Raw genomic sequence first — 24,091 nt, 5'->3', positions numbered from 1 at the left:
TCGCGCGGGTGCGGCATCGGTTGGAACGAAACGCCCGGCGGTCACGTGGTCGCCGGGCGTTTTCTTTTGCACGCGCGCCGCGTCCCTGACCGCCACGTATTGATCTATCCTGTCTAACAGTTGCGCTGATTTAGCGACGAATTTGTCCACCTGCCGCCGCAGGCACGCATTGTGCAATGCGGCTGTCTGCGTGTTCAATTACCGTTTTGTCCATGACAAATTCATCCGAAGATAATCTGGGTTCCGACGTGAGTCCGGGCCAAGAAGAACCAGAAAACGCGGCGTCCGCAGCGGCGGCCGTGCGTCCCGTGGGCTCGGGGCTGAGCGGCGTCGGCATCGGCGCAATTGCGCAGGAGATTGGTCTGACGAAGGACACGCTGCGCGTGTGGGAGCGGCGTTACGGTTTTCCGCAGCCGATGCGCTCGCCCGGCGGCGAGCGACTGTATCCGCAGGAGCAGGTGACGAAGCTGCGGCTCGTCAAACGCTTGCTGGACGCGGGGCATCGGCCGAGCAAGGTGCTCGCGCAGCCCATCGAGGCGCTTCAGCAACTCGCGGAGTCGTCGGGCGTCGGGCAGGACGCGCCGGACGCCGAACTGGACCACTTCATCGCGCTGCTGCGCAACGGCGCATACGAGGACTTCCGCTTCGGGCTCCTGAGACGCGCGACGCGCGACGGCCTGGAACGCTTCGTCATCGATGTCGCCGCGCCGCTTGCCGCGCGCGTGGGCAACGCGTGGGCGGCAGGTACGCTTCAGGTCTATCACGAGCATTTGTTCAGCGAGTCGATCCAGTTCACGCTGCGCACGCTGATGCGCCCGCTGTCCGAGGCGTTGCGCGGGCGCGGCGGCCGGCCGCGCGTTCTGCTGACGACGCTGTCCGGTGAAGGCCACGGCCTCGGCATTCTGATGGCCGAAGCCATGTTCACACTTTGCGAGTGCGAATGCGTGCAACTGGGACTGCAAACGCCGCTGCACGACATCGTCGGCGCGGCGGTCGCGCATAAGGTCGATGTCGTCGCGCTGTCGTTCACTGCGGTGCTCCCCGCGCAGGTCATCTCGAACGGTTTGACGGAACTGCGCAGCATGTTGCCGCAGGAAATGCGCATCTGGGCCGGCGGGAGCAGCCCGGCGCTGCGCCGCAAACCGAACGAAGGGGTCGACCACGTCGAGGGCCTTACGCCCATCGAAGAGTTCGTGGCGGCCTGGCGCGAAGGCGCCATGCTATGATCCAGAAGGCTTGCTAGCGCGGGCTCGAGCGGGCCTGCGAACGTCGCGGCATCGGCGGAACGTGGGTCTCAGTGGGCCGGAAACCGTCGCGCGGCGTAAGCGTCGTCCTGCTGATCCACAGCACCGGCGGTGCGGCGAAAGCCTCGATCAAGCTCAGGCATACGTTTCGCTTCTCGCGCACGAAAGAACAGGGCGCACATTACATGGCATCCGCGCAAGACGTTCGACGCGAAAACGCGTCGGGCGCGTTGCCACGGCGCTAAACCGGGCGCTTCCTTGTCGGATTTCGCCAGCGGCCGCCCAAATCCCGCGTAAAATTGAAAGCTTGGTTGCTCGTGTGCAGCGGTTCGTGCGCACGCTTGGCCGAACGTCATACAGATATAACGTCGCATAAGTGGCTTCAGGGGTGGACTATGAACACCATGCTTTATCCGGAACTTTATAAATCGCTGGAATCCGTCCGTTGGGATATGGAGAAGGACATCCCTTGGGACAAGTTCGATGCGTCCCTGCTCACCGACGAGCAGGCCCGGACCATCAAGATGAACGCGATCACCGAATGGTCCGCTCTTCCCGCAACCGAAATGTTTTTGCGTGACAACCATCATGACAGCGACTTTTCCGCGTTCATGAGCGTGTGGTTTTTCGAGGAGCAGAAGCATTCGCTGGTGCTGATGGAATATCTCCGCCGCTTCCGGCCCGAACTGGTGCCGACGGAAGAAGAACTGCACGCCGTGCGCTTCGAGTTCGATCCCGCGCCGCCGCTCGAAACGCTCATGCTTCATTTCTGCGGCGAAATCCGCCTGAATCACTGGTATCGCCGCGCGGCCGAATGGCATACCGAGCCGGTCATCAAGCATATCTACGAAACCATTTCGCGTGACGAGGCGCGTCATGGCGGCGCGTATCTGCGCTACATGAAGAAGGCGCTCTCGACTGCGGGCGATACCGCGCGCGCCGCATTCGCGAAAATCGGCGTGCTGATGGCCTCCGCCCGTCGCACGGAGAAGCCGCTGCATCCCACGAACCTGCACGTGAATCAGGCGCTCTTTCCGCGCGATACCGTGCAATCGCGTCTGCCGGACCCGGAATGGCTCGAACGCTGGCTGGACGATCAAATCCGCTTCGACGATAGCTGGGAGAAGAAGGTCGTCGAGCGCATTCTGCACAACCTCTCGATTCTTTTCGAGCGGTCGTTCGTCACGGCGCAGGAATTGAACCGGTATCGCAAGGAAGTGGTGCAGCGTCTGCAAGCCGCGTCCGGCGGTTCAAGCGGACAGCCTGCGTAAAAGCGTATCGCGTGAATGAAAAACGGCCTGCCGGCTTTCAGCGGCGGGCCGTTTTGCTTTCCAGGCCGCCTTTTCATCACGATTGGCGCGCAAACCGCCGTGGCACAATGCGCGCTTTCCGAACTATCCGCGAGAGCACCGACATGCCCGCCACTTTCGAACGCAAGATCACCACGCGCGACGCGCTCGCCGCGCTCCGCCCGACGCTCGCCGGGCCGGTCGTGTTCACCAACGGGGTGTTCGACATCCTGCATCGCGGACACGTGACGTATCTCGCGGACGCGAAGGCGCTCGGCGCGACGCTGATCGTCGGCGTGAACAGCGATGCCTCCGTGCGCACGCTCGGCAAGGGCGACGATCGCCCGATCAATCGCGAAGACGACCGCATGGCGCTGCTCGCGGCGCTCGAAAGCGTGGATTGGGTGGTGAAGTTCGAGGAATCGACGCCGCTGCAACTGATCGACGCGCTGCGCCCCGACGTGCTCGTCAAGGGCGGCGACTACGACATGGACAAGCTCGCGGAATCGGCGCTCGTGCGCGGCTGGGGCGGCAAGGCGCTGGCGATTGCGTTCGAGCATGACCGCTCGACCACCGCGCTGCTGAAGAAGGTCCGCGCGCAGTCCTGAACGGGCCGCGCGTTACTGGCCGAGCGGCTTCGTCTCTACGTTCGCGGCGGGCGCGGGACCGCCGACTTGAGGCTGATCGGCCGCATCTTCGGGGCGCAGCGGGCGCGTGGTCAGCGTTTCCGGCCGCACCTGTTGCAACAGATGATGCGGCTCGCGCGCGCCTGCGGCGGGCAGCGACGAGCCGAACATGCCGTGTACGAGCGCGAACACCAGCACGTTGGCCAAAACGAGAAAGGCAATGAGCCAGCGCAGCATTCTTGGGGCTCCGTCAGTCGATTCGGTAATCATCAGTCAGTTCGATGCGCGGCCGATTCGCGCGCAATGAGCGCGAGGCCGGCAAGCACGAGGGAATCGTGGCGAGTGTGCGGCACCGCGAGCGCGCCCGCAATCTCGTTGGCCGCGCCGCCGCCGAGCACGAGGCGCACGTCGGACTGCCACTCGGCGCGCAGATCGCGCCATGCGCGTTCGATCAGGCTGGCTTGCGCGAGCAGGCAGCCCGCGGAGAGCGCGGCGGCGGTATCGGTGGCGAAGAAGCTGGGCGCAGGCGCTTGCGCGTGACCGAGCGCGCGGCGCGCGGCGGCGGCATCGAGTGTCGGCAACTGCGCGGTGTGGCTGCCGAGCGATTGCATCATCAGCGACCAGCCCGGCGCGATCAATCCGCCCGTGAAGACGCCGTCGGCGCGCAACGCTTCGAGCGTCGTCGCGGTGCCGAAGGTGGCGATCAGCACGTTCTCGCCGGGAAATGCAGCGCGCGCGCCGATCAGGCTCGCCCAGCGGTCGCTGCCGAGCTTCTCCGGTTCCGTGTAACCGTTGGTCACGCCGCATTGCGCACGCTTCGCGCGCACGACGGTGCGCGGCAGCGCCGGCCAGCGCGCGTCGATCATGCGTTCGATGCGCGCCTGCACCGCCGCGCCCGCCACGTTCGACATCCACGCGCTTCCCGGCCGAGGCAGCGCCGACCATGCGGCGAGCGCCGGATCGGCGGCATCGCCCGGCGCGGATTCACGTTCGTGTTCCAGCGCGCCGCTCGCGATGGCCGCGCCGTTTTCATCCACCAGCGACCACTTGATGCGGCTGTTGCCCGCGTCGATCAACAGCATCGGCGCGTCGCTCACGGACGCTCCTTCGCGAGCCGCAGCGACAGTTCGCCCGTCGCGACGGCGCGCGGTCCTTCGGGCGCGTCGATCAGCAAGTGTCCGCTGTCGTCGACGCCGCTCGCGACGCCGCGCGTCACTTCCTGCCCCTGGTCCATCAGCACGACTTCGCGGCCCGCGTAGGCGTGCGCGTCGGTCCAGCGCTGGCGGAACGGCCGGAAGCCGTCCGCTTCGAAGCGAGGCAGCGCGGTGTCGAGCGCATTCAGCAGCGCGGCGAGCGTGTCCGTGAGATTCGCGTCGGGCCACGCGCGGGCGAGCGCGGCGGGCGCCGCGCCGGGAGCGGCAGCGGACGGCGACTGGCGATTTGCCTCGTCGACTTGCGCGGCGAGCTGCTCCGCGCCGTGCAGATTGATGCCGATGCCGATCACCACCGCCGTCGCGCCCGGCGCATTCCACGCCGTCTCGATGAGGATGCCGGCGAGCTTGCCGTCGTCGAGCAGCACGTCGTTCGGCCACTTGAGCGCGGGCCGCGCGGACGGCGTGAGCGGCAGGCGCGCGAGCGCGTCGAGCACGGCGGTGCCGATGGCGAGACTCAGGCCCGACAGCCCTTCGATAGGCCGCCGCAGCACATAGCCGACCGACATCAGAAGCGCGTTGCCCGGCTCGGCGAGCCACGCGCGCCCGCGCCGCCCGCGCCCGGCCGTCTGCGCATACGCGACGCGCGCGACCGGCGCGGGCGGCGTGCGTTGCGCGACGTCGCGGGCAAGCGCGCGCATGCGCTCGACCAGATCGGCGTTGGTGGAGCCGGTTTCATCGACGATCTCGATGGTCCAGTCCCGCACGGGACGCTCGGCGAGCGTGGCGAGCCGGGTGCGGTCGATGCGCCAGGGCGCGTCGGGGGCGAAGGAGGGGGTCGGGGTCATCGGAGTATTGTAGCGGGCGTGGTTGAACCTTCGCGCTCGGGATCGCGCCGCCGTGCAACGATCCTTCGCTACAATGTCCCTCTCCCTCAAACCGCGTTCCAACGCCCCTTCGATCCTTGAACTTCGACACGCCGCCCCGCCTGCGAGTGGAAGCCGGTCAGCAAGGCAAGGTGGTCCGTCTCTCGGGCCAGTGGACGGCGCTCGCGCTCGCGCGTGACCGCTCGAAAACCGGCGTCACGCGGCGGCTGCGCGCCATCGGGCGCGAGGCCATCGGCCAGTGGGACCTGCTGTCGATCGAGCGGCTCGATCACGTCGGCGGCCAGGCGCTCTGGCGCATCTGGGGCCGCAAGATGCCCGCGACAGTCGCGCTGTCCGACACACAACGCGAAATCTTCGAGCGCGTCGCGCTGCTCGATGCCGAGCGCGAGGAGCCGGAGGCCATCGACCGCGTCGGTCCCGTCACGCGGCTCGGACAGTTGATCTTCGCGTTCTTCGATCATCTGCAAGGCGGCCTCGCGATGTTCGGCGGCTTCGTGCTCGATTTCATCGGGCTGATTCGCCGCCCGCAGCGCACGCCGTGGACGGAGATCTCCGCCAACATCTATAGCGCCGGCGCACAGGCGCTCGCGATCACGGCGCTCGTCGCCTTCCTGATCGGCATCGTGCTCAGTTATCTGTCCGCGCAGCAACTGCGCATGTTCGGCGCGAACCAGTACATCGTGAATATTCTCGGGCTCTCGGTGATTCGCGAGCTGGGGCCGGTGCTGTCCGCGATTCTCGTCGCGGGGCGTTCGGGTTCCGCCATTACCGCGCAAATCGGCGTGATGCGCGTCACCGAGGAACTCGACGCCATGCAGGTCATGGGCATTCCTCACGGCCTGCGTCTCGTGCTGCCCCGCGTGATCGCGCTCGGCGTCGCGATGCCGCTGCTCGTCATGTGGACGAATATCATCGCGCTGACGGGCGGCGCGCTCGCGGCAAAGCTCGTGCTGTCCATCGACATTTCGTTTTTCATCCGCTCGCTGCCGTCCGTCGTGCCGATCGCCAATTTGTGGATCGGGCTCGGCAAGGGCGTCGTGTTCGGCATGCTGATCGCGCTTGCCGCGTGCCATTTCGGTTTCCGTATCAAGGCGAATTCGCAGAGCCTCGGCGAAGGCACGACGACGTCCGTCGTCACGTCGATCACCGTCGTGATTCTCGCGGACGCGGTGTTCGCCATCCTCTTCCAGAACGTGGGGCTCTGACGCCATGTCGACGACGCTCGCCACCGCCGTGCGCCATCAGCCGCCGCCCGTGATCGCGGAGCCGGTGATCGAAGTGCGCGACGTCACGAAACGCTACGGCCGCACGGTCATTCACGAACATCTGAATTTCGAGGTGCGCCGTGGCGAGATCGTCGCGCTGCTGGGCGGCTCGGGCTCGGGCAAGACCACGCTCGTGCGGCAGATTCTCGGTCTCGAATCACCGACCTCGGGCGTGATTCGAGTGCTCGGCGAGGAATGGGCGCGCATGGACGCCGAAACCGCGAAGATGCTGCGCACGCGCTCCGGCATGATGTTCCAGCAAGGCGCGCTGTTTTCGTCGCTTTCGGTGTACGACAACATCGCGCAGCCGTTTCGCGAACTGGGCAAGATTCCCGAAGACCTGATCCGCGAATTCGTGATGCTCAAGCTCGAAATGGTCGGGCTCTCGTGCAAGCACGCGACCAAGATGCCGTCGGCGCTCTCGGGCGGCATGGTCAAGCGCGTCGGCATTGCGCGGGCCATCGCGCTCGAACCGGAACTGCTGTTTCTCGACGAACCCACGGCCGGCCTCGATCCGAAGGCATCGGACGAATTTGTCGATCTGATCGCGACGCTGCATCGCGCGCTCGGTCTCACCGTCGTCATGGTCACACACGATCTCGATACGATGGTCGCGCTTTCCACGCGCGTCGCCGTGCTCGCGGACCGGCGCGTGCTGGTCGCAGCGCCGGTGGAAGAAGCGGTCGCGGTCGATCATCCGTTTATCCGCGAGTATTTTCTCGGGCGGCGCGGACGGCGCGCGCTTCAGGCGCTGCCGCCTGAACGCCGCGCGAAGCTGCCCGCCGCCGCGCTCGACGACGCCACCATCACCGTGAAGTAGCCCGGCCCGATAGGGATAAGGAACCTGCCGATGGAAAACAAATCACACGCGTTCTGGACCGGGCTGTTCACCATCGTGCTCGTGCTGGCCATTGCGTTCGCGGCGTTCTTCTTCAACGTGGACCGCACGGTGCGCGTGCCGTACGACCTGATCGCGCGGACCAACGTGACCGGCCTCTTCACCGATGCCGCCGTGCGTTATCGCGGCCTCGGCGTCGGCAAGGTGGAGTCGATCCGCTTCGACCGGGCGCATCCGGGGCAGATTCGCATCCGCATTCTCGTCGATCAGAACGCGCCGATGACGCACTCCACGTTCGCCACACTCGGCTTTCAGGGCGTGACGGGCATCGCGTTCGTGCAACTCGACGACACGGGCAAGGACACGGCCGCGCTCGCGTCGTCGCCGCAGCACGTCGCGGAGGTGCCCATGCGTCCGGGCCTTTTCGAGCAGTTGCAGGAACGCGGCGATGTGATCCTGCGCAAGTTCGAACGTCTTTCCGAAGACGCAGACAAGTTCCTTTCCGACGATGTGCGCGACCAGCTTCTCGACACATCGAAAAGCCTGAAGGGCGCGGCGGACGGCATTGCGTCGCTCGCGAGTCAGGCGGCGCCTGCGACCGCGCATCTGCCGCAGACGTTGAGTCAGCTCGACCGCACGCTGGCATCGACGAACGCGCTAATACAGAACCTGAATCGCGAGAACGGACCTTTCGTGAGCAATCTGAACAAGGCGGGCGACGCGGCGCAGCAGGCGGCCGCCGCGCTCGCGGACATGAACGAATCGCTGCGCGATGTATCGGCGCGCGTCGGGTTCGAGGCGCTGCCGCGCCTTTATTCGTTCACCGACGATCTCGCCGCTGCCGCGCGCTCGGTCGACCGCGCCGCCGATACCTTCAGCACGAGTCCGCGCAGCGTGCTGTTCGGCGCGCCGTCCATGCCGCCGGGGCCGGGCGAGCCAGGCTTCGCGTGGCCGGCGCAACCGGCACGCTGAGCGCAGTCAGAGAACAGGACAACGAAGGAATCCCATGTCACTTGCAGAGTTCAAACGACCGCGGGCGCTCGTGATCGCCTGCATCGCCATGCTGGCGGGCTGCACGACGAGCCCGCCCGCGACGCCGGATGCGCGCTATGACCTCGGCGCACGGCCCGCCGCTAGTCCTCCGACTGCAACGCCGCTGCCGCCGGTCAAAGTGCTGGCGGTGAGCGCGTCGCGCAATCTGGAAACCGATGCGTTCGTCTATCGCTTGAGCTACGTCGATGCGCAGCGCACCGGCAGCTACGCGAACAGCCACTGGACGATGCCGCCCGCGCAACTGCTGACGCAGCGATTGCGCGACACGCTTTCGCAGCGCGGCCCCGTGCTGACCGGCGCTGACACTGTGCGCGCGCCGCTGCTGGAGATCGAGCTGACCGGCTTCGAGCAGGTCTTCGACGCGCCGGCGAGCAGCCACGGCGTCGTATCCGTGCGCGCGACGCTCACGCAGCAAGGCCGCGTGATCGCGCAGCGCATGTTCACGGCGAGCGCGGGCGCGCCGAGCGCCGATGCGGCGGGCGGCGCACGCGCGCTCGCGGCGGCATCGGACGATCTCATTGCGCAATTGGGCGCATGGCTCGGCGCGCAGCCGCTCACCGCATCGCGATGACGTCGCGTTTCATCGCACTTCCGCTCGAACGGACGCGCTTGGGCGGCTCATGACGATCAAGCAATGGCAGCGCCGCCCGTCGGCGTTTTCGCGGCAGGCGCTCGTCGCGTATGCAGTGCTCGTCGTGTACGGCTCGCTGTATCCGTTTTCCGGCTGGCGCTCGCTCGGCATCGGGCCGTTCGCGTTTCTCACCGATCCGCTCCCGCGCTATTTGACGGCCTTCGATGTCGTCACCAACGTGCTCGGCTATATGCCGCTCGGCGCGCTGATCGTGCTCGCGCTGTATCCGCGCTGGCGCGGCTCGCTCGCGGTGGGCGCGGCGTTCGCGGGCGGCGCGTTGTTGTCCGGCGCGATGGAATCCATCCAGACGTATCTGCCGACGCGCGTCGCGTCCAACCTCGATCTCGCCGCGAATGCGCTCGGCGCGCTCATCGGCGGCGTGCTCGCAGCGCCTGCGACGAGCGCGCTGCTCGATCGCGGCTTGCTGCGGCGGATTCGTTTCACGTGGTTCGAGCGGCACGCGGCCTACGTGATCGGACTGTCGGCGCTGTGGCCGTTCTCGTCGATGTTTCCCGCGCCGTATCTCTTCGGCGGCGGCGACTTGCCGCGCGTGCTGTGGGACGCGCTCGATCCGGCGATGCAGGACGCGATTCTCGCGTGGACGCCCGCCGCGTGGGACGTGGAGACGTGGCCGGACCGGCTGGGCGCGCTGCTGCCCGACGAATCGTGGGAGGCGATGATCACGTCGTCGAATCTGTTCGCGGCGCTCGTGCTCGTGACGCTGCTCACGCGCGAGCGTGCGCCGCGCATCCGGCTGATGATGGCGCTGATCGTGGCGACGCTCGTGGCGAAGGCGGCCGCGTCGTTCGTGCAATCGCGCGCCGGGCTGACTTTCGACTGGGCGACGGACGGCGCGCTCGAAGGCATCGGGATCGGCGCCGTGGCGGGCGTGCTGGCGGTATCGCTGCCGCGTGCGCTGCGGGCGGCGCTGGCGGGCGCGGCGCTCGTCGTGGGGCTTGCGCTCGTGAATCTGCTGCCAGTGAATCCGTATTTCGATATCGTGCTCGCGGATTGGCGTCAGGGGCGGTATCTGCACTTCAATGGGTTGCTGCACTGGCTCGCGTGGGTGTGGCCGTATGCGGCGTTGGGGTGGCTGGCGTCGGCGGCGGAGAGGGCTTGGATGGGGAGGCGGGGAGGTGGGGGAGATAGGGCGGACGTTGGGCGCTAAAGCGCCAACTCCCGCCGACCGCTCTGCATGGGGCGTGAGTAAGGCGCTGAAGCGCCAACTCCCGCCGACCGCTCTGCATGGGGCGGGAGTAAGGCGCTGAAGCGCCAACTCCCGCCGACACGCCCCACCACATCGCTCGCTATAATCGACCGACACCCTCATCGCCGGACGCTCATGGACTCCTTCTACAAGTACCACGTGTTCTTCTGCCTGAATCAGCGCGAACCCGACGCCTCCCGCCCGAGTTGCGCCAACTGCAACGCGCAGGCCATGCAGGAGCACGCGAAAAAGCGCGTGAAGAAGCTCGGCCTCGCAGGCGAAGGCAAGGTGCGCATCAACAAGGCAGGCTGTCTCGACCGCTGCGAGCAAGGGCCGGTCGTCGTCGTGTATCCGGAAGGCACCTGGTACACGTATGTCGATGAAACCGACATCGACGAAATCGTCGATTCGCATCTCGCAAACGGGAAAATCGTCGAGCGTCTTCTGATCGATCAACCCGCCTGACGCTCGCCTCATGAACGCGCAAACGGAAAAATTCCTCATCGACGGCCCGGCGGGCAAGATCGAAGTCGCGCTCGATCGCACGGAGTCCGCGCCGCGCGGTATCGCGCTCGTCGCGCATCCGCATCCGCTCTTCGGCGGAACGATGGACAACAAGGTCGCGCAGACGCTCGCGCGCACTTTCCTGCAACTCGGCTATACGACGTACCGCTCCAATTTTCGCGGCGTCGGCCAGACCGAAGGCGAGCACGACAACGGCATCGGCGAGCGCGAAGACCTGCTCGCGGTCATCGAACACATGCGCGCGCAGCCCGGCCAGCGCGACGTGCCGATCGTCCTCGCGGGCTTTTCGTTCGGCACTTTCGTGCTGTCGCATGTCGCGAAGCGCATCCAGGAAAGCGGGCAGCCGATCGAACGCATGGTTTTCGTCGGCACGGCCGCGAGCCGCTGGGAAGTCGCGCCGGTGCCCGAGAACACGCTCGTCATCCACGGCGAAGTCGACGACACCGTGCCCATCGGTTCCGTCTACGACTGGGCGCGGCCGCAGGAACTGCCGGTCGTCGTCATTCCCGGCGGCGAGCATTTCTTTCACCGCAAGCTGCATATCCTCAAGCGCGTGATCGTCGACGCGTGGCGTTAGGCTTCCGAAGGCTTTCGCCGCGCGCGGACGCACCGAACTCCCCAAATCGACTTCTCGCTTAAGGCATCGCCTGAAAAGCGCGGATGGGCGCTGGATTCGCGCAGTTTTGACGCAATCGCGCTGTTGGCCGCGCGTATAATGGCGCAGAATTTTTTCGCCGCACTTCGTGTTGCAACGCTGCTTTCCCACGCTGTGACCCGACGCCGCGGCGAAAAGCCCGACGCCAGCGCGCCGGCTCCATGCCGGCCCACGCGACGTTCGAAAACAAACGTTTGAGAACCGATGGCGCGGCCGTCTGTCGAATGTGCGCTCCTTCGCCGCGGCACCCCGGTGCCGGTTTGCCACCAGAGGCGAAGAGCGCGACCGGCATGAACGGTCTGCCTGTTCAACCCGCGCTTCGCCGCCTTTCGGATCATCCCGGGCGTGGCGCCGATGCTCTTTCTGCCGACCGATCCTATGCGCTTTTTCCCTTCCGGCTTTTCTGTCTCGTCCGTTTCCGCTTCCGATTCGACTGTCACCATTCAACGCCGCGCCATCAAGGCCGCCATCGTGCTGCCGACCGTGCTCGCCGCCGCGAGCGCGTTCGCGCAGGTGCCGCCGCCCGCGGTGACGGCGCATTCGTGGGTGCTCGTCGATGCCACCAGCAATCAGGTGCTCGCATCCGGCAATCCGGATGAACGCGTCGAGCCGGCGTCGCTCACCAAGCTGATGACCGCGTACCTCGTTTTCGACGCGCTCAAGTCCAAGAAGATCAACATGGACCAGACGGTCACGCCGAGCGAGGCCGTGCGCCGCGTGCGGACGGACGAGTCGCGCATGTTCATCGAAGCGGACAAGCCGGTAACGGTCCACGATCTCGTGTACGGCATGATCGTGCAGTCGGGCAACGACGCGGCCATTGCGCTGGCGGAACTCGTCGGCGGCAGCGAGGCCAACTTCGTCACGCTGATGAACGGCGCGGCGCAACGCATCGGCATGAAGCACACGCACTTTGCCGACGTGAACGGCATGCCCGATCCGCAGCACTACACGACGGCGGGCGACCTCGCCGTGCTGTCGACGCGCCTGATCCGCGATTTCCCCGAGTACTACAGCATCTTCTCGGTGAAGGAATTTACGTACAACAAGATCAAGCAGCCGAACCGCAACCGCCTGCTGTGGCTGGACCCGAGCGTGGACGGCCTCAAGACCGGCCACACGAAAGCGGCGGGCTACTGCCTGATCGCCACGGCCAAGCGTTCGCTGGCGGGCACGCCGGACGCGAGCCGGCGTCTCGTCGCGGTCATGATGGGCGAGCCGAAGGAATCGCTGCGCGTGCAGGACAGCCTAAAGATGCTGAACTACGGCTACACCGCGTATGACGCGCTGCGCCTCTACAAGGCGAATCAGGTGATCGAATCGCCGCGCGTGTACAAGGGCGCGTCGGACAACGTGCAGGCGGGCGTCGAGACGGATCAGTACATCACCGTGCCGAAAGGCCTGGGCGACAAGGTCAAGCCGACTATCACGCGCAACGACTTGCTGATCGCGCCGATCAAGAAGGGCCAGCAGATCGGCACCGTTCGCATGGTGGCGGACGGCAAGGACGTCGCGCAGTTCCCGCTCGTCGCGCTGCAGGACGTGCCGCAAGCCGGCCTCTTCGGCCGCCTGTGGGATTCCGCGCTGCTGATGTGGCAAAAGAAGAAGTAATCGCGTTCTTTCTGTCCCAACGGAGCGGTTTCGATGAACCAGAGCCAAGCCGACGACTTCAACCCGACGGTCTATCTGAACGGCGAGTGGGGACCGCTCTCCGAAGCGCGCATTCCCGTGCTGGATCGGGGCTTTATCTTCGGCGACGGCGTCTATGAAGTCGTGCCGCTCTACGCGCAAAGCGACGGCGCGCGGCTGCCGTTTCGGCTCACGCAGCATCTGGCGCGGCTGAACCGGAGCCTCGGCAAAATCCGCATTGAGAATCCGTTCGACGACGCGGACTGGCGCGCGCTCATCGCCCGCGCAATCGACGCGAACGCCGGCCCCGGCGACGCGCTCGTCTACATTCAGGTCACGCGCGGTGTCGCAAAGAAGCGCGGGCACGCGTTTCCGGCCGGCATCACGCCGACCGTCTTCGTGATGTTGAGCCCGCTCGTCTTGCCGAGTGCCGCGAGCCGCGCGCAAGGCGCGGTCGCGGTGACGGCCGAGGACAAGCGCTGGCTGCATTGCGACATCAAGGCGGTCTCGCTGCTCGGCAACGTGCTGATGGCGCAGCACGCGGCGGAAAACGACGCGCTCGAAACCATCCAGTTGCGCGACGGCTTGCTTACCGAAGGTTCGTCCTCAAATGTGTGGATAGTGAAAAACGGCGCGCTGCTGGGCGTGCCGCGCGGCCCGCGCATCCTCGAAGGCATTCGTTACGGACTCGTCGAAGAACTCGCGGCCGAGGCGGGCATCCGGTTCGAGGAACGCGACATCACCGAGGCCGAACTGCGCGCCGCCGACGAAATCATGATCAGTTCCGCGACGAAGGAAGTCATGCCGATCACGACGCTCGACGGCCAGGCCGTGGGCAACGGCCGTCCCGGCCCGGTCTATGCTGCGCTGTATGACGCCTACCAGCGGGCGAAGTCGCGCGAGTTCGCGCAATGGGCGAGCCGCGCCGGTTAAGGAGAAAGTCATGTCCGATTCATTCGATTCCAAGCCGCAGTCGGCCGATCCGACGCAGGCCAGCAGCACCGACGAGCTGTTCAACTTCCCCTGCGATTTCCCGATCAAAGTGATGGGCAAGTCGCATCCCGAGTTTCAGGACACCATCGTCACCGTGATCCGCGAGTTCGACGGCGAATTCGACGTCTCGCGCGTCGAAGCGCGGCCTTCGTCCGGCGGCAACTACACGGGTCTCACGTGCACGGTGCGCGCGCAGAACCGCGCGCATCTGGACGACATCTATCGCGCGCTCACCGGGCACCCGATGGTCAAGGTAGTGCTCTGAGATTGCCTGAGGCTGCGGGCGCATCGCACACGGCGGGCGTGCGCTCGTAGAGCTGCCTGAACTTCTCCGCTTCGGAGAAAATCCACTCCCGAAACGCCTGCACGCGTTTGGTCGCGAGCAACTCCGGCGGGCACACGAAGTAGTAGGTCCACGGACTCGGACCATCCACGTTGAAAAGCCTCACGAGCCGCCCGTCGATGATTTCCCGCATTGCGAGCGAGCGCCGCACGAGCGCGATCCCCTGGCCGTCGATGGCCGCTTGCAGCAAATTAGACGAATCCTCGAACAAGACGCCGCGTTTTGGCTCCGGCATGTCCGGCAGGCCAGCCGCGTCGAACCACGGGCGCCATAGCTCATCGCCGGAGCGCAAAAGCGGCATGTTCGCAAGGTCGGCTGGCGCGCGCGGCAACGCGCCGCCGTTGAAGCGTGGCGAGCACGCCGGAAAAAACACTTCGTCGAGCAGCGGCTCGGCGTGCACGCCCGAATACTTGCCATAGCCGAAGCGGATGGCCACGTCCACGTCGTCGCGGCTGAAGTCGGTGAGCGCGTTCGTCGACAGCAGTTCGAGATCGAATTCCGGATGTTTTTCGATGAAACCGCCGACGCGCGACGTGAGCCAGCGCGCCGAAAACGACGACAGCATCGACACGACGAGCCGCCGGTCCCGGTCGCCCGAGCGGATGCGCCGCGTCGATTCCGCGAGCGCGACGAGCGCCGCGCGCACGTCCGCCGCGTACTGTCGGCCGCGGTCGGTGAGGCGAACGCGCTTGCCGTCGCGGGCAAAAAGCGCCACGCCGAGTTCCGCCTCCAGCGCGCGTATCTGATGACTGACCGCGCCGTGCGTGACGAAAAGCTCGTCGGCGGCGCGCGAGAAGCTCTCGTGACGGGCGGCGGCTTCGAACGCCCGCAGCGCGTTCAGCGCGGGAAGCTGGCGGAGGTCCATGTGGATATTCACGGGTGCGTTTGTCAATTCGGCTCACATAGCGGTGAAAATTGATCGTTTTGTCCGATGCCTTGCTACGCCTACGATTCTAGTCATCGAAACGTTCCGTTGGCGGAGTCGATCATGCGAGAAATATCAACAAGCGTCACGTTCGAAATCAATCCCGGCGAAACCGTGCCGATGCGCATTGCGCGCGGCACGCGGCTCACCGTGCACGGTAGCCCGGTCTGGGCGACACGCAGCAACGACATCGAGGACTACTGGCTCGCGCCCGGCGACCGGCTGAAGCTGCGCGAGCGCGAACGGCTATGGCTTTCGGCGGAAGGCGACCAGCCCGCGCGCGTCGTGTTCACCATCGTGCCGCGTCGCGATGAACGGGCGATTCGTTGGCTGTCCACACGCATCGAGCGCCTTGCGCTGCGTTTTCGCGCCGGCTGGCGCACCGTGTGAGCGTGCGCGACCGTCTATCTTCGTCTTCACGGCGGGCGGGCTTGGAGCGATTTCGGTAAACTACCGAAACCATGTCCGCCACGCCGCTTGCCTTCTCTACCGAGCTTTCCTCCGAGCCTGCCATAGACTTGCCCGGCGACGTAATTTTGCGCTGGCGCGGGCTCGAGCCGTACGGCGAGAGTTTCGACGCGATGCGCGCGTTCACGGACGCCCGTACGCCCGATACGCCTGACGAAATCTGGCTCGTCGAACATCCGCAGGTTTTCACGCTCGGTCTCGCGGGCGATCCCGCGCATCTGCTCTTGGCCGACAGCGGCATTCCACTCGTGAAGGTGGATCGCGGCGGGCAGATCACGTATCACGGGCCGGGGCAGATCGTCGCGTATCTGCTGATCGACTTGCGCCGCCGAAAGCTGATGGTTCGCGAGCTGGTGCGGCGCATCGAAGAGGCCGTGATCGAAACGCTCGCCACGTATAATCTCGCGACCGACCGCAAGGCGGGCGCGCCCGGCATTTACGTCGCCGCGCCGAGAGCGCTACACGCGCAACGGGGCGCGAACGTTCGTTTGCACGAACGGCATCAGGGCGCGAAGATCGCCGCGCTCGGGCTCAAGATCCGCAACGGCTGCAGCTATCACGGCGTCAGCCTGAACGTGAAGATGGACCTTCGGCCGTTCCTCGCGATCAACCCGTGCGGCTACGCGGGACTCGAAACGGTCGACATGGCGACGCTCGGCGTCGTGGCCGGCTGGCGCGATGTCGCACTCACGCTCGCCGAAAAACTGGCGCATCAGATCGACGGCACGCCGAGCGCCGCCGCTCAACCGCAAGACGGCGCGAGCCGTCCCGCTGCATCTACCGGATCAACCGAATGACTGACGCAACCGCAAACCTGGCAGGCGACACCGCTCCCGCTTCCCCGACGATCCCCGCGCCCTACGACGCCACCGCGAAACAGAAGGCGCAGGCGAAGACATCGCGCATTCCGATCAAGGTCGTGCCGATCGAGAAGCTGAAGAAGCCGGAGTGGATTCGCGTGCGCACGGCGACCGGCAATTCGCGTTTCAACGAGATCAAGCAGATTCTGCGCGAGCACAATCTGCACACGGTTTGCGAGGAAGCGAGCTGCCCGAATATCGGCGAATGCTTCGGCAAGGGCACGGCCACGTTCATGATTATGGGCGACAAGTGCACCCGCCGCTGCCCGTTCTGCGACGTCGGCCACGGCCGTCCCGATCCGCTCGATCCCGAGGAGCCGCTGAATCTCGCGCGCACCATCGGCGCGCTGAAGCTGAAGTATGTCGTGATCACGAGCGTGGACCGCGACGATCTGCGCGACGGCGGCGCGGCGCACTTCGTGGAGTGCATCCGGCAAGTGCGCGAGCAGTCGCCGGAAACGCGCATCGAGATTCTGACGCCCGATTTCCGCGGGCGTCTGGACCGCGCGATCAACATTCTGACCGCCGCGCCGCCCGACGTGATGAACCACAATCTTGAAACGGTGCCGCGTCTCTATAAGGAAGCGCGTCCGGGCTCGGATTATCATCACTCGCTGAAGCTGCTGAAGGATTTCAAGGCGCTGCATCCGGAAGTGGCGACGAAGTCGGGCCTGATGGTCGGCTTGGGCGAAACGGAGGAGGAAATTCTTCAGGTGATGCGCGATCTGCGCGCGCACGACGTCGATATGCTGACCATCGGCCAGTACTTGCAGCCGTCGGAACATCACCTGCCGGTGCGCGCCTATGTGCATCCGGACACGTTCAAGATGTACGAGGAAGAAGCGTACAAGATGGGCTTCACGCACGCGGCCGTCGGCGCGATGGTGCGGTCGAGCTATCACGCTGATTTGCAGGCGCATGGGGCGGGAGTGGTTTGATTCCGCTGCGGCTGGCTTCTGTTGAAAACCCACGGTGACGTGGGTTTTTTTTCGGCTTGTAAATCGGCAAGTAAAGCGCGGTTGCGTCCAGATCACCGGACACCCACCCTCCGCTTTTCCGGAAACTCGGACCCCCCTTGGCTCGCGGCACACCAGAAGGCTTCAACCTCAAGGGCTTACGGCGATTTGCAAACTGGCATTGCCCTTGCAATGAAGATGTCATGGCCCGCGAAGCCGCCCAAAAGACCCAAGGAGACAAGCCGATGACCCATCCCACACCCAACCGTCCCTGAAATCCGTCGACGTAGCGGCTCTCGCTTACGCGACGCGATCTGGCCCGCGCGCGGCACTTCGCCACGCGTCGCCGCTTTGCCCGCACTTCGCGGCTCGCCGCTGGCGCTTTTGTTGCCAACTGCCTGATATTGCCTGGAACCATCGTGAAGAAACCTTTCTATAAAGTCCTGTACGTGCAGGTGCTCGTGGCCATTGCCATCGGTATTGCGCTCGGGCATTTCTATCCCTCGCTCGCCACCGACATGAAGCCGCTCGGCGACGGCTTCATCAAGCTCATCAAGATGGTTATCGGGCCGATCATCTTCTGTACCGTCGTGACCGGCATCGCCGGCATGGAGGACATGAAGAAAGTCGGGCGCGTTGGCGGCAAGGCGCTGCTGTACTTCGAAGTCGTGTCGACCTTCGCGCTGATTCTCGGCCTCGTCGCCACGCACGTGCTGCGGCCGGGCGTCGGCTTCAACGTCGATCCCGCGACGCTCGATCACAAGGCCATCGACACGTACGCCGCGAAGGCCGCGCACGGCCAGAGCGCCGTCGACTTCTTCATGCACATCATTCCGGACACGCTCTCGTCCGCCTTTGCGCAGGGCGAGATCTTGCAGATCCTGCTGATCGCGCTGTTGTTCGGCGCGGTGCTCACGCATCTCGGCGAACGCGGCAGGCCGGTGACGAGCTTCATCGAAAGCCTGTCGAGCGTGCTTTTCGGCATGGTCGGCATCATCACGAAGCTCGCGCCCATCGGCGCGTTCGGCGCCATGGCGTTCACCATCGGCAAGTACGGCATCGGCTCGCTCGTGCCCATGCTCAAACTGATCGGCACGTTCTATCTGACGTCCGTCGTGTTCGTCGTCGTGGTGCTCGGCATCATCGCGCGCATGGTCGGCTTCTCGGTGCTGCGCTTTGTCGCGTATATCAAGGAAGAACTGCTGATCGTGCTCGGCACGAGTTCGTCCGAAGCCGCGCTGCCGCAACTCATGCTGAAGCTAGAAAAGCTCGGCTGCTCCCGCTCGGTCGTGGGTCTCGTCGTGCCGACCGGCTATTCGTTCAACCTCGACGGCACCAACATCTACATGACGATGGCCGTGCTTTTTATCGCGCAGGCGACCAACACGGACCTCACGTGGGGCCAGCAGTTGACGCTGCTCGCAGTGACGATGCTGACGTCGAAGGGCGCGAGCGGCGTGACCGGCGCGGGTTTCATCACGCTCGCCGCGACGCTCGCGGTGGTGCCGACCATTCCGCTCTCCGGCATGGTGCTGATTCTTGGCGTCGACCGTTTCATGAGCGAATGCCGCGCGCTGACGAACATCGTCGGCAATGGCGTGGCAACGGTGGTCGTTTCGGCGTGGGAGCGTGAACTCGACCGCGCCAAGCTGCGTGCGGCCTTGCATCGCAATGTGGACGTGACCGAGGAAGCCGAAACGGTCTAAAGCGATTCGGGACGGATGCGACCATGCAAGCGGCGAAGCCTCCGACTGCGGACGCTTCGCCGCGCGCGCTTCGGCAGGCTTATCCCGAAAACGCCTATGCCACAATGAGAGATTCTCAATCGCGGGAATCTGCTCAAGTGACGCGCCGCATCCTCGTGTTCTTTGCACTCGCCGCGCTGCTCGCGGCGTGCTGCGCGCTCACGTGGCACGTCGAGCGGCAGCGCGGAATCGACGAACTGCGGCGCAACGCGGCGGCGCGCGTCGACCGCACGACGAGCACGCTGAAAAGCACGCTCGACCGCTACGAATATCTGCCGTATCTGCTTTCGCGCCATCCGTTCGTGCAGGACGTGCTCGTTGCGCCGAATGCGAGCAACGTGGATCGTGCGAACCGCTATCTCGAAGACCTCAACCGCCGCGCGCATGCCACGGCGACCTACCTGATTCGCGCCGACGGCTACTGCGTCGCGGCAAGCAACTGGCGCGGGCCGGACAGCTTCATCGGCGTGGAATATCACTTCCGGCCGTATTTCGTCGATGCAGTGAAAGGCGGCGTCGGACGATTCTTCGGACTCGGGACGATTTCGCTCGAACCGGGCTACTACATCTCGCAGCCGGTGTATCAGGAAGGCGGGCACGAGCTGATCGGCGTGGCGGTCGTGAAGCTGAATCTCGAATGGCTGCAAGGCGCGGATGCGTCCGAGCCGCTCCTCGTCACCGACGATCACGGCGTGATCTTTCTGTCGTCGGTGCCGTCATGGAAATATCACACGGTGCGGCCGCTGCCGCAGAGCGTGGAGGCGTCGGTATATCAGACGCGTCAGTACGCGCAGCAGCCCATTACGCCGCTGCCCATGTCTATCGTCGAAACGCTGGAAGGCGGCGCGCAGATCGTGCGCGTCGGCGGCGGGCACAACGCGCCGACTTTTCTTGCGACGCGCCGTTCTATCGGCGAGCCGGACTGGCAACTCATCACGATGGCGCCGCTCGATCCGGTCGAAAGCGCGGCGCAGACGGCGGTCGTCGTCACGGCGCTCGTCTTCGTTTCGCTGTGTCTGCTCGCGTTCTACTGGCGCATGCGGCGCGCGCGCGTGCGCGAGATGATCCGCAGCCGCGAGTTGTTGCAGGCGGCGTATGCGGAACTGAACCAGCGCGTCGCGGAGCGCACGGCGGACCTGTCTCAGGCGAACGCGCAGCTCACGAAGGAAGTAAACGAACGCACGCGCGCCGAGCAGGACCTGCGCGCCGCGCACGACGAACTCGTTCAGGCGAGCAAACTCGCCGCGCTCGGGCAGATGGCGGCGGGCATTACGCACGAACTGAATCAGCCGCTTGCGGCGCTGCGCAGTTTCTCCGACAACACGCGCGTCTTGATCGAACGCGGCGATCAGGCGGCGGCGCGCGAGAACCTCGAAGCCATTGCCGCCCTCACCGAGCGCATGGGCAAGATCACGAATCAGTTGAAGCTCTTCGTCGCGAAGGCGCGGCCGAAGAACGCGCGCACGGATGTGGCGCGGGCGCTGCGCAACGTGCTCGCCATGCTCGGGCCGCGTTTGAAGAACGTCGTGCTGGACATTGCGCCGGAACTGGAAGGCGACGCCGCGCCGATCATCGTCCGCTGCGAAGATTTGCGGCTGGAGCAAATTTTCATCAACCTGATCGGCAATGCGCTCGATGCCGTCGCGTCCTGCGATGCCCCGCGCATCGTGATCGAGTTGAATGCGCGCGCGGATGCCGTCGAAATCGTCGTGCGGGACAACGGGCCGGGCATTCCCGCCGATGCGCTGCCGCATCTCTTCGAGCCGTTCTTCACGACGAAGGAGACGGGGCACGGACTGGGGCTCGGGCTCGCGATTTCATCGGCGATTGCGCGCGACTACGGCGGCACGCTGGCGGCGCGCAACCGCGTGGCGCCCATCGTCGCGGACGGCCCGGAAGGCGGCACGCAAGCCGACGCCGATCATTCGCACGGCGCAGAATTCATCTTGATGCTGCGACGCGCGTAGCAATTCGAATCGAGACAAGACCATGACCACCGGTTTGCAGGTGATCTTCATCGAAGACGACGAACTCGTGCGCCGCGCGAGCGTGCAGAGCCTGCAACTCGCGGGCTTCGACGTGGCGGGCCACGGCAGCGTGGAATCGGCCGCGCGCGCGATCGACGCGAACTTTGCCGGCGTGATCGTGAGCGATATCCGCCTGCCCGGCGCGAGCGGCCTCGATCTGCTCGCGCAGTGCCGGGAACGCGCGCCCGACGTGCCCGTGATTCTCGTCACCGGACACGGCGATATTTCGATGGCCGTGCAAGCCATGCGCGACGGCGCATACGACTTCATCGAAAAGCCGTTCGCGTCCGAGCGTCTCGTGGAAGCCGTGCGGCGCGCGCTCGAACGGCGCACGCTCGTGCTGGAGAATCAGGCGCTGCGGCGCGAGCTTGCCGAGCAGACGAGCGTCGCGCCGCGCATCATCGGGCGCAGTCCGGCGATCGAGCAAGTGCGGCGGCTCATCGCGAACGTCGCGCCGACGGATGCCTCCGTGCTCATCAACGGCGATACCGGCGCGGGCAAGGAACTGATCGCGCGTAGTCTGCACGAGATGTCGCCGCGCCGCGACAAACCGTTTATCGCGGTGAATTGCGGCGCGCTGCCCGAGCCGATGTTCGAGTCCGAAATGTTCGGCTTCGAGGCGGGCGCGTTCACGGGCGCGCAGAAACGGCGTATCGGCAAGCTGGAGCATGCGTCGGGCGGCACGCTGTTCCTCGACGAAATCGAGAGCATGCCGCTTTCGCTGCAAGTGAAGCTGCTGCGCGTGCTTCAGGACGGCGTGCTGGAGCGGCTTGGGTCGAACCAGCCGGTGCGGGCGAACCTGCGCGTGGTTGCCGCCGCCAAAGGCGACATGAACGAGCACGTCGCGGACGGCACGTTCCGGCGCGACCTCTTGTACCGGCTGAACGTCGTGACCATCACGCTGCCGCCGCTCAACGAGCGTCGCGAGGACATCGTGCCGCTCTTCGAACATTTTCTCCTCGATGCCGCCGTGCGCTATGGCCGGCCCGCGCCGCTCATCACGGACCGGCAGCGCGCCGAACTGATGCAGCGCGACTGGCCCGGCAACGTCCGCGAATTGCGCAACGCGGCGGATCGCATGGTGCTAGGCGTACTGGACGACGTCGGCGCGTCGCCCGACACGGCGACGCAGTCGCTGAAAGAGCGCACCGAGCAGTTCGAGCGCGCGGTCATCGGGGAAACGCTGGAGCAGTGCGGCGGCGCGGTGGCGGTGGCCGCCGACCGCTTGCAGGTCGGCAAGGCGACGCTCTACGAGAAGATCAAGCGTTACGGGCTCGCCGCAAAGGGCGACGCGGACCGCTAGAAACGAAAACGCCCGCGAAAGCGGGCGTCAGTCTTAGGTAGCGCGGAATTCAGGCAGCCGAGCCGAGCGCCTTGTCCAGCAGCGCATCCAGTTCCGCGAAAGTCGGCTCGCCGACATAGCGTTTCAGAATCTTGCCGTTCTTGTCGACGACGAACGTGGTCGGCGTCAGTTGGACGTTGCCGAACTGCTTGGCGGCGGTGCCGTCGTCCATCGCGACCTTGAACGGCAGATTGCGCGTCTGCGCATAGTTGTTGACGTACATCGGCGCGTCGTAGTCCATGGCGACCGCGACGAACTCCAGCCCGCGGCCCTTGAACTTGTTGTACGTGTTGATCATCTCGGGCATTTCCTTCATGCAGGTCTCGCAGCTCGTCGCCCAGAAGTTGACGAGATAAACCTTGCCCTTCAGATCCGCCGATGTCGTGATCTTCTGTCCCGACAGCAGCGTAAACGTGGCGTCCGGCACGCGCTGCTGGCCGCCGAAAGCGAAATAGCCGGTACAGGCGATCACGCCCGCGACGAGCGCCATCACGATATAGCGCAGCGGGCTCTTGGCGCGGGCAGATGTGTCTTGCGTGGTTTGGGACATGAGAACCTCGGATTGCAGAGTCGAGCGCCGTGGGAGAGGAGGGCGCAACCGCAATAGGAAAGTGCCGGTTATTTTAGCGCCAATCGCCCGGCGGCATCATGTCGGAACGGAAAGCCCGGCATCGCGGCGCGATAATGACGCTTTCTAACGCAAAGAATCGGACATGACGCAGGCTTTTCTCCCCGTGGCGGCCGCGGTGCGCCACTTTGCCGCACTGGGCGCTTGGCGCGCCTCGGTAGCGGCTGTCGCCTGCGGGGCGCTGCTCGCGTGCACGCCCGCTTACGACTGGCGCACCGTCATGAACAACGACGACGGCTACGAAGTCACGCTGCCCGCCAAGCCCCGCGCCGACGAACGCAAGATCGAGATCGCCGGCCAGCCGATGACCATGCGCATGCAGATCGCCGAAGCCAATGACGCGGTGTTCGCCGTCGGCACCGTCGTCCTTCCGCGCGCCGATCCGGCGTTGCAACGCGCGGCGCTCGATTTCCTGGAGCAGGGCCTCGCGCGCAATGTGAACGCGCAGCCAGTAGCGCGCGCGACGCAAATCGACCTGGCGGCGGGCGGCCGGGTGCTCGGCAGCGAGATGCAGGTGAAAGGTCAGAGCGGGGCGAAGCGGGAGTCGCGGACGATTCACGCGCGTTTTGTCGCCCGTGGCGCACATGTTTACCAACTGGCGATCGTCTCCGACAAAGCCCCGCCCGCCGAGCAAGCCGATCAATTCTTTACGTCCTTCAAACTTTTTTAGAGGAGATGCTCGAATCATGGGAGTACTGGCTTAAAAGCCGAATCCGAGCGCCTCTGCAACTGCAAGTCCGTTCCGAGCATTCAGCGGTAATGCTCGGATTTATCAGGCCTTTTTCGACTATCCACAATCTCTGT

Annotated in this window: 25 protein-coding genes; 20 read left to right on the top strand and 5 right to left on the bottom strand. The window is 65.4% G+C overall.

Features of this window, described 5'->3' with window-relative positions; all coding sequences use genetic code 11:
* Nucleotides 1-212: 212 nt before the first annotated feature.
* The 3 genes from P9239_RS17025 (at nucleotide 213) to rfaE2 (ending at nucleotide 3,141) form a co-directional block, all read left to right on the top strand.
* Nucleotides 213-1,226 carry a MerR family transcriptional regulator gene (locus P9239_RS17025; RefSeq protein WP_309752932.1) on the top strand — a complete coding sequence of 338 codons (1,014 nt, stop codon included), beginning with the start codon at nucleotides 213-215 and terminating at the stop codon, nucleotides 1,224-1,226.
* A gap of 413 nt (nucleotides 1,227-1,639) precedes the next feature.
* The gene (locus tag P9239_RS17020; protein WP_159837792.1) at nucleotides 1,640-2,515 is read left to right on the top strand and encodes a ferritin-like domain-containing protein; all 876 of its coding nucleotides are present in this window, start codon (nucleotides 1,640-1,642) and stop codon (nucleotides 2,513-2,515) included.
* Between the two features lie 143 nt (nucleotides 2,516-2,658).
* Nucleotides 2,659-3,141, top strand: coding sequence for a D-glycero-beta-D-manno-heptose 1-phosphate adenylyltransferase (gene rfaE2, locus P9239_RS17015; RefSeq protein ID WP_175939096.1), 483 nt, complete (start codon nucleotides 2,659-2,661; stop codon nucleotides 3,139-3,141).
* A 12-nt stretch (nucleotides 3,142-3,153) separates the two neighbouring features.
* Here the strand turns inward: rfaE2 and P9239_RS17010 are convergent, their stop codons facing one another.
* From P9239_RS17010 to P9239_RS17000, 3 genes are read right to left on the bottom strand one after another with little or no spacing between them, the layout of a single operon-like run.
* A complete protein-coding gene (locus P9239_RS17010; RefSeq protein WP_309752927.1) occupies nucleotides 3,154-3,396 on the bottom strand; it encodes a hypothetical protein in 243 nt (80 codons plus the stop codon).
* Nucleotides 3,397-3,428: 32 nt separating this feature from the next.
* Nucleotides 3,429-4,241, bottom strand: coding sequence for a type III pantothenate kinase (locus P9239_RS17005; RefSeq protein ID WP_309754113.1), 813 nt, complete (start codon nucleotides 4,239-4,241; stop codon nucleotides 3,429-3,431).
* An 11-nt stretch (nucleotides 4,242-4,252) separates the two neighbouring features.
* Nucleotides 4,253-5,158: a biotin--[acetyl-CoA-carboxylase] ligase gene (locus tag P9239_RS17000; protein ID WP_309752925.1), complete on the bottom strand. Its 906-nt coding sequence runs from the start codon at nucleotides 5,156-5,158 to the stop codon at nucleotides 4,253-4,255.
* A 116-nt stretch (nucleotides 5,159-5,274) separates the two neighbouring features.
* Between P9239_RS17000 and P9239_RS16995 the strand changes: the two genes are divergently transcribed.
* From P9239_RS16995 to P9239_RS16950, 10 genes are all read left to right on the top strand, one after another.
* Nucleotides 5,275-6,402: an ABC transporter permease gene (locus P9239_RS16995; RefSeq protein ID WP_309752924.1), complete on the top strand. Its 1,128-nt coding sequence runs from the start codon at nucleotides 5,275-5,277 to the stop codon at nucleotides 6,400-6,402.
* Nucleotides 6,403-6,406: 4 nt separating this feature from the next.
* Entirely contained in the window at nucleotides 6,407-7,282 is an 876-nt protein-coding gene (locus P9239_RS16990; protein ID WP_309752922.1) for an ATP-binding cassette domain-containing protein, read from the top strand.
* A 30-nt stretch (nucleotides 7,283-7,312) separates the two neighbouring features.
* The gene (locus P9239_RS16985) at nucleotides 7,313-8,272 is read left to right on the top strand and encodes an MlaD family protein (protein WP_309752920.1); all 960 of its coding nucleotides are present in this window, start codon (nucleotides 7,313-7,315) and stop codon (nucleotides 8,270-8,272) included.
* Nucleotides 8,273-8,306: 34 nt separating this feature from the next.
* Complete coding sequence (locus P9239_RS16980) at nucleotides 8,307-8,924, top strand: ABC-type transport auxiliary lipoprotein family protein (protein WP_309752918.1); 618 nt, start codon at nucleotides 8,307-8,309, stop codon at nucleotides 8,922-8,924.
* Between the two features lie 49 nt (nucleotides 8,925-8,973).
* Nucleotides 8,974-10,152 (top strand): VanZ family protein, encoded by a 1,179-nt coding sequence (locus P9239_RS16975; RefSeq protein ID WP_309752916.1) that lies wholly within the window; start codon nucleotides 8,974-8,976, stop codon nucleotides 10,150-10,152.
* A gap of 174 nt (nucleotides 10,153-10,326) precedes the next feature.
* Nucleotides 10,327-10,656, top strand: a complete 330-nt coding sequence (locus tag P9239_RS16970) for an NAD(P)H-dependent oxidoreductase subunit E (protein ID WP_309752915.1) — start codon at nucleotides 10,327-10,329, stop codon at nucleotides 10,654-10,656.
* A gap of 10 nt (nucleotides 10,657-10,666) precedes the next feature.
* Nucleotides 10,667-11,293: a serine aminopeptidase domain-containing protein gene (locus P9239_RS16965; RefSeq protein ID WP_309752913.1), complete on the top strand. Its 627-nt coding sequence runs from the start codon at nucleotides 10,667-10,669 to the stop codon at nucleotides 11,291-11,293.
* A 456-nt stretch (nucleotides 11,294-11,749) separates the two neighbouring features.
* Nucleotides 11,750-12,982 carry a D-alanyl-D-alanine carboxypeptidase family protein gene (locus P9239_RS16960; RefSeq protein WP_309752911.1) on the top strand — a complete coding sequence of 411 codons (1,233 nt, stop codon included), beginning with the start codon at nucleotides 11,750-11,752 and terminating at the stop codon, nucleotides 12,980-12,982.
* Between the two features lie 33 nt (nucleotides 12,983-13,015).
* A complete protein-coding gene (locus tag P9239_RS16955; protein ID WP_309752909.1) occupies nucleotides 13,016-13,933 on the top strand; it encodes a D-amino acid aminotransferase in 918 nt (305 codons plus the stop codon).
* A gap of 10 nt (nucleotides 13,934-13,943) precedes the next feature.
* Nucleotides 13,944-14,258, top strand: coding sequence for a DUF493 family protein (locus P9239_RS16950; protein WP_309752907.1), 315 nt, complete (start codon nucleotides 13,944-13,946; stop codon nucleotides 14,256-14,258).
* Here the strand turns inward: P9239_RS16950 and P9239_RS16945 are convergent.
* Entirely contained in the window at nucleotides 14,242-15,201 is a 960-nt protein-coding gene (locus tag P9239_RS16945) for a transcriptional regulator GcvA (protein ID WP_309752905.1), read from the bottom strand. The two genes, P9239_RS16950 and P9239_RS16945, sit on opposite strands and share 17 nt — an antisense overlap.
* A gap of 123 nt (nucleotides 15,202-15,324) precedes the next feature.
* On the opposite strand from P9239_RS16945, the gene P9239_RS16940 reads away from it, so the two are divergent.
* The 6 genes from P9239_RS16940 (at nucleotide 15,325) to P9239_RS16915 (ending at nucleotide 22,620) form a co-directional block, all read left to right on the top strand.
* A complete protein-coding gene (locus tag P9239_RS16940) occupies nucleotides 15,325-15,651 on the top strand; it encodes a DUF2917 domain-containing protein (protein WP_309752903.1) in 327 nt (108 codons plus the stop codon).
* Between the two features lie 71 nt (nucleotides 15,652-15,722).
* Nucleotides 15,723-16,526, top strand: coding sequence for a lipoyl(octanoyl) transferase LipB (gene lipB, locus P9239_RS16935; protein ID WP_309752901.1), 804 nt, complete (start codon nucleotides 15,723-15,725; stop codon nucleotides 16,524-16,526).
* Nucleotides 16,523-17,527, top strand: coding sequence for a lipoyl synthase (gene lipA / locus P9239_RS16930; protein ID WP_309752899.1), 1,005 nt, complete (start codon nucleotides 16,523-16,525; stop codon nucleotides 17,525-17,527). Before lipB ends, lipA begins: the two co-directional genes overlap by 4 nt.
* Nucleotides 17,528-17,964: 437 nt before the next feature.
* Complete coding sequence (locus P9239_RS16925; protein WP_309752897.1) at nucleotides 17,965-19,251, top strand: dicarboxylate/amino acid:cation symporter; 1,287 nt, start codon at nucleotides 17,965-17,967, stop codon at nucleotides 19,249-19,251.
* Between the two features lie 23 nt (nucleotides 19,252-19,274).
* Nucleotides 19,275-21,257, top strand: coding sequence for an ATP-binding protein (locus P9239_RS16920; RefSeq protein ID WP_404979995.1), 1,983 nt, complete (start codon nucleotides 19,275-19,277; stop codon nucleotides 21,255-21,257).
* 22 nt (nucleotides 21,258-21,279) lie between these two features.
* Entirely contained in the window at nucleotides 21,280-22,620 is a 1,341-nt protein-coding gene (locus tag P9239_RS16915; RefSeq protein WP_309752894.1) for a sigma-54 dependent transcriptional regulator, read from the top strand.
* 49 nt (nucleotides 22,621-22,669) lie between these two features.
* On the opposite strand, the gene P9239_RS16910 is transcribed toward P9239_RS16915, so the two are convergent.
* Entirely contained in the window at nucleotides 22,670-23,209 is a 540-nt protein-coding gene (locus tag P9239_RS16910; protein WP_309752892.1) for a TlpA disulfide reductase family protein, read from the bottom strand.
* A 163-nt stretch (nucleotides 23,210-23,372) separates the two neighbouring features.
* On the opposite strand from P9239_RS16910, the gene P9239_RS16905 reads away from it, so the two are divergent.
* The gene (locus tag P9239_RS16905) at nucleotides 23,373-23,957 is read left to right on the top strand and encodes a hypothetical protein (protein WP_309752890.1); all 585 of its coding nucleotides are present in this window, start codon (nucleotides 23,373-23,375) and stop codon (nucleotides 23,955-23,957) included.
* Nucleotides 23,958-24,091 lie beyond the last annotated feature (134 nt).

The sequence above is a fragment of the Caballeronia sp. LZ062 genome (assembly GCF_031450785.1).
Classification (GTDB): Bacteria; Pseudomonadota; Gammaproteobacteria; order Burkholderiales; family Burkholderiaceae; genus Caballeronia.
Note: the sequence above shows the minus strand (reverse complement) of the source record. Positions and strands in the feature narration are given on the sequence as shown.

What these genes read in the sequence shown, in the direction of transcription:
- P9239_RS16970 (WP_309752915.1), top strand. Translation starts at nt 10,327, where the DNA reads ATGGACTCCTTCTACAAGTACCACGTGTTCTTCTGCCTGAATCAGCGC.
- P9239_RS17025 (WP_309752932.1), top strand. Translation starts at nt 213, where the DNA reads ATGACAAATTCATCCGAAGATAATCTGGGTTCCGACGTGAGTCCGGGC.
- P9239_RS16975 (WP_309752916.1), top strand. Translation starts at nt 8,974, where the DNA reads ATGACGATCAAGCAATGGCAGCGCCGCCCGTCGGCGTTTTCGCGGCAG.
- P9239_RS16950 (WP_309752907.1), top strand. Translation starts at nt 13,944, where the DNA reads ATGTCCGATTCATTCGATTCCAAGCCGCAGTCGGCCGATCCGACGCAG.
- P9239_RS16905 (WP_309752890.1), top strand. Translation starts at nt 23,373, where the DNA reads ATGACGCAGGCTTTTCTCCCCGTGGCGGCCGCGGTGCGCCACTTTGCC.
- P9239_RS16940 (WP_309752903.1), top strand. Translation starts at nt 15,325, where the DNA reads ATGCGAGAAATATCAACAAGCGTCACGTTCGAAATCAATCCCGGCGAA.
- P9239_RS16980 (WP_309752918.1), top strand. Translation starts at nt 8,307, where the DNA reads ATGTCACTTGCAGAGTTCAAACGACCGCGGGCGCTCGTGATCGCCTGC.
- P9239_RS17020 (WP_159837792.1), top strand. Translation starts at nt 1,640, where the DNA reads ATGAACACCATGCTTTATCCGGAACTTTATAAATCGCTGGAATCCGTC.
- P9239_RS17000 (WP_309752925.1), bottom strand. Translation starts at nt 5,158, where the DNA reads ATGACCCCGACCCCCTCCTTCGCCCCCGACGCGCCCTGGCGCATCGAC.
- P9239_RS16985 (WP_309752920.1), top strand. Translation starts at nt 7,313, where the DNA reads ATGGAAAACAAATCACACGCGTTCTGGACCGGGCTGTTCACCATCGTG.
- P9239_RS16990 (WP_309752922.1), top strand. Translation starts at nt 6,407, where the DNA reads ATGTCGACGACGCTCGCCACCGCCGTGCGCCATCAGCCGCCGCCCGTG.
- P9239_RS16920 (WP_404979995.1), top strand. Translation starts at nt 19,275, where the DNA reads ATGCAAGCGGCGAAGCCTCCGACTGCGGACGCTTCGCCGCGCGCGCTT.
- P9239_RS17010 (WP_309752927.1), bottom strand. Translation starts at nt 3,396, where the DNA reads ATGCTGCGCTGGCTCATTGCCTTTCTCGTTTTGGCCAACGTGCTGGTG.
- P9239_RS16945 (WP_309752905.1), bottom strand. Translation starts at nt 15,201, where the DNA reads ATGGACCTCCGCCAGCTTCCCGCGCTGAACGCGCTGCGGGCGTTCGAA.
- P9239_RS16910 (WP_309752892.1), bottom strand. Translation starts at nt 23,209, where the DNA reads ATGTCCCAAACCACGCAAGACACATCTGCCCGCGCCAAGAGCCCGCTG.
- rfaE2 (WP_175939096.1), top strand. Translation starts at nt 2,659, where the DNA reads ATGCCCGCCACTTTCGAACGCAAGATCACCACGCGCGACGCGCTCGCC.
- P9239_RS16915 (WP_309752894.1), top strand. Translation starts at nt 21,280, where the DNA reads ATGACCACCGGTTTGCAGGTGATCTTCATCGAAGACGACGAACTCGTG.
- P9239_RS17005 (WP_309754113.1), bottom strand. Translation starts at nt 4,241, where the DNA reads ATGCTGTTGATCGACGCGGGCAACAGCCGCATCAAGTGGTCGCTGGTG.
- lipA (WP_309752899.1), top strand. Translation starts at nt 16,523, where the DNA reads ATGACTGACGCAACCGCAAACCTGGCAGGCGACACCGCTCCCGCTTCC.
- lipB (WP_309752901.1), top strand. Translation starts at nt 15,723, where the DNA reads ATGTCCGCCACGCCGCTTGCCTTCTCTACCGAGCTTTCCTCCGAGCCT.
- P9239_RS16960 (WP_309752911.1), top strand. Translation starts at nt 11,750, where the DNA reads ATGCGCTTTTTCCCTTCCGGCTTTTCTGTCTCGTCCGTTTCCGCTTCC.
- P9239_RS16965 (WP_309752913.1), top strand. Translation starts at nt 10,667, where the DNA reads ATGAACGCGCAAACGGAAAAATTCCTCATCGACGGCCCGGCGGGCAAG.
- P9239_RS16955 (WP_309752909.1), top strand. Translation starts at nt 13,016, where the DNA reads ATGAACCAGAGCCAAGCCGACGACTTCAACCCGACGGTCTATCTGAAC.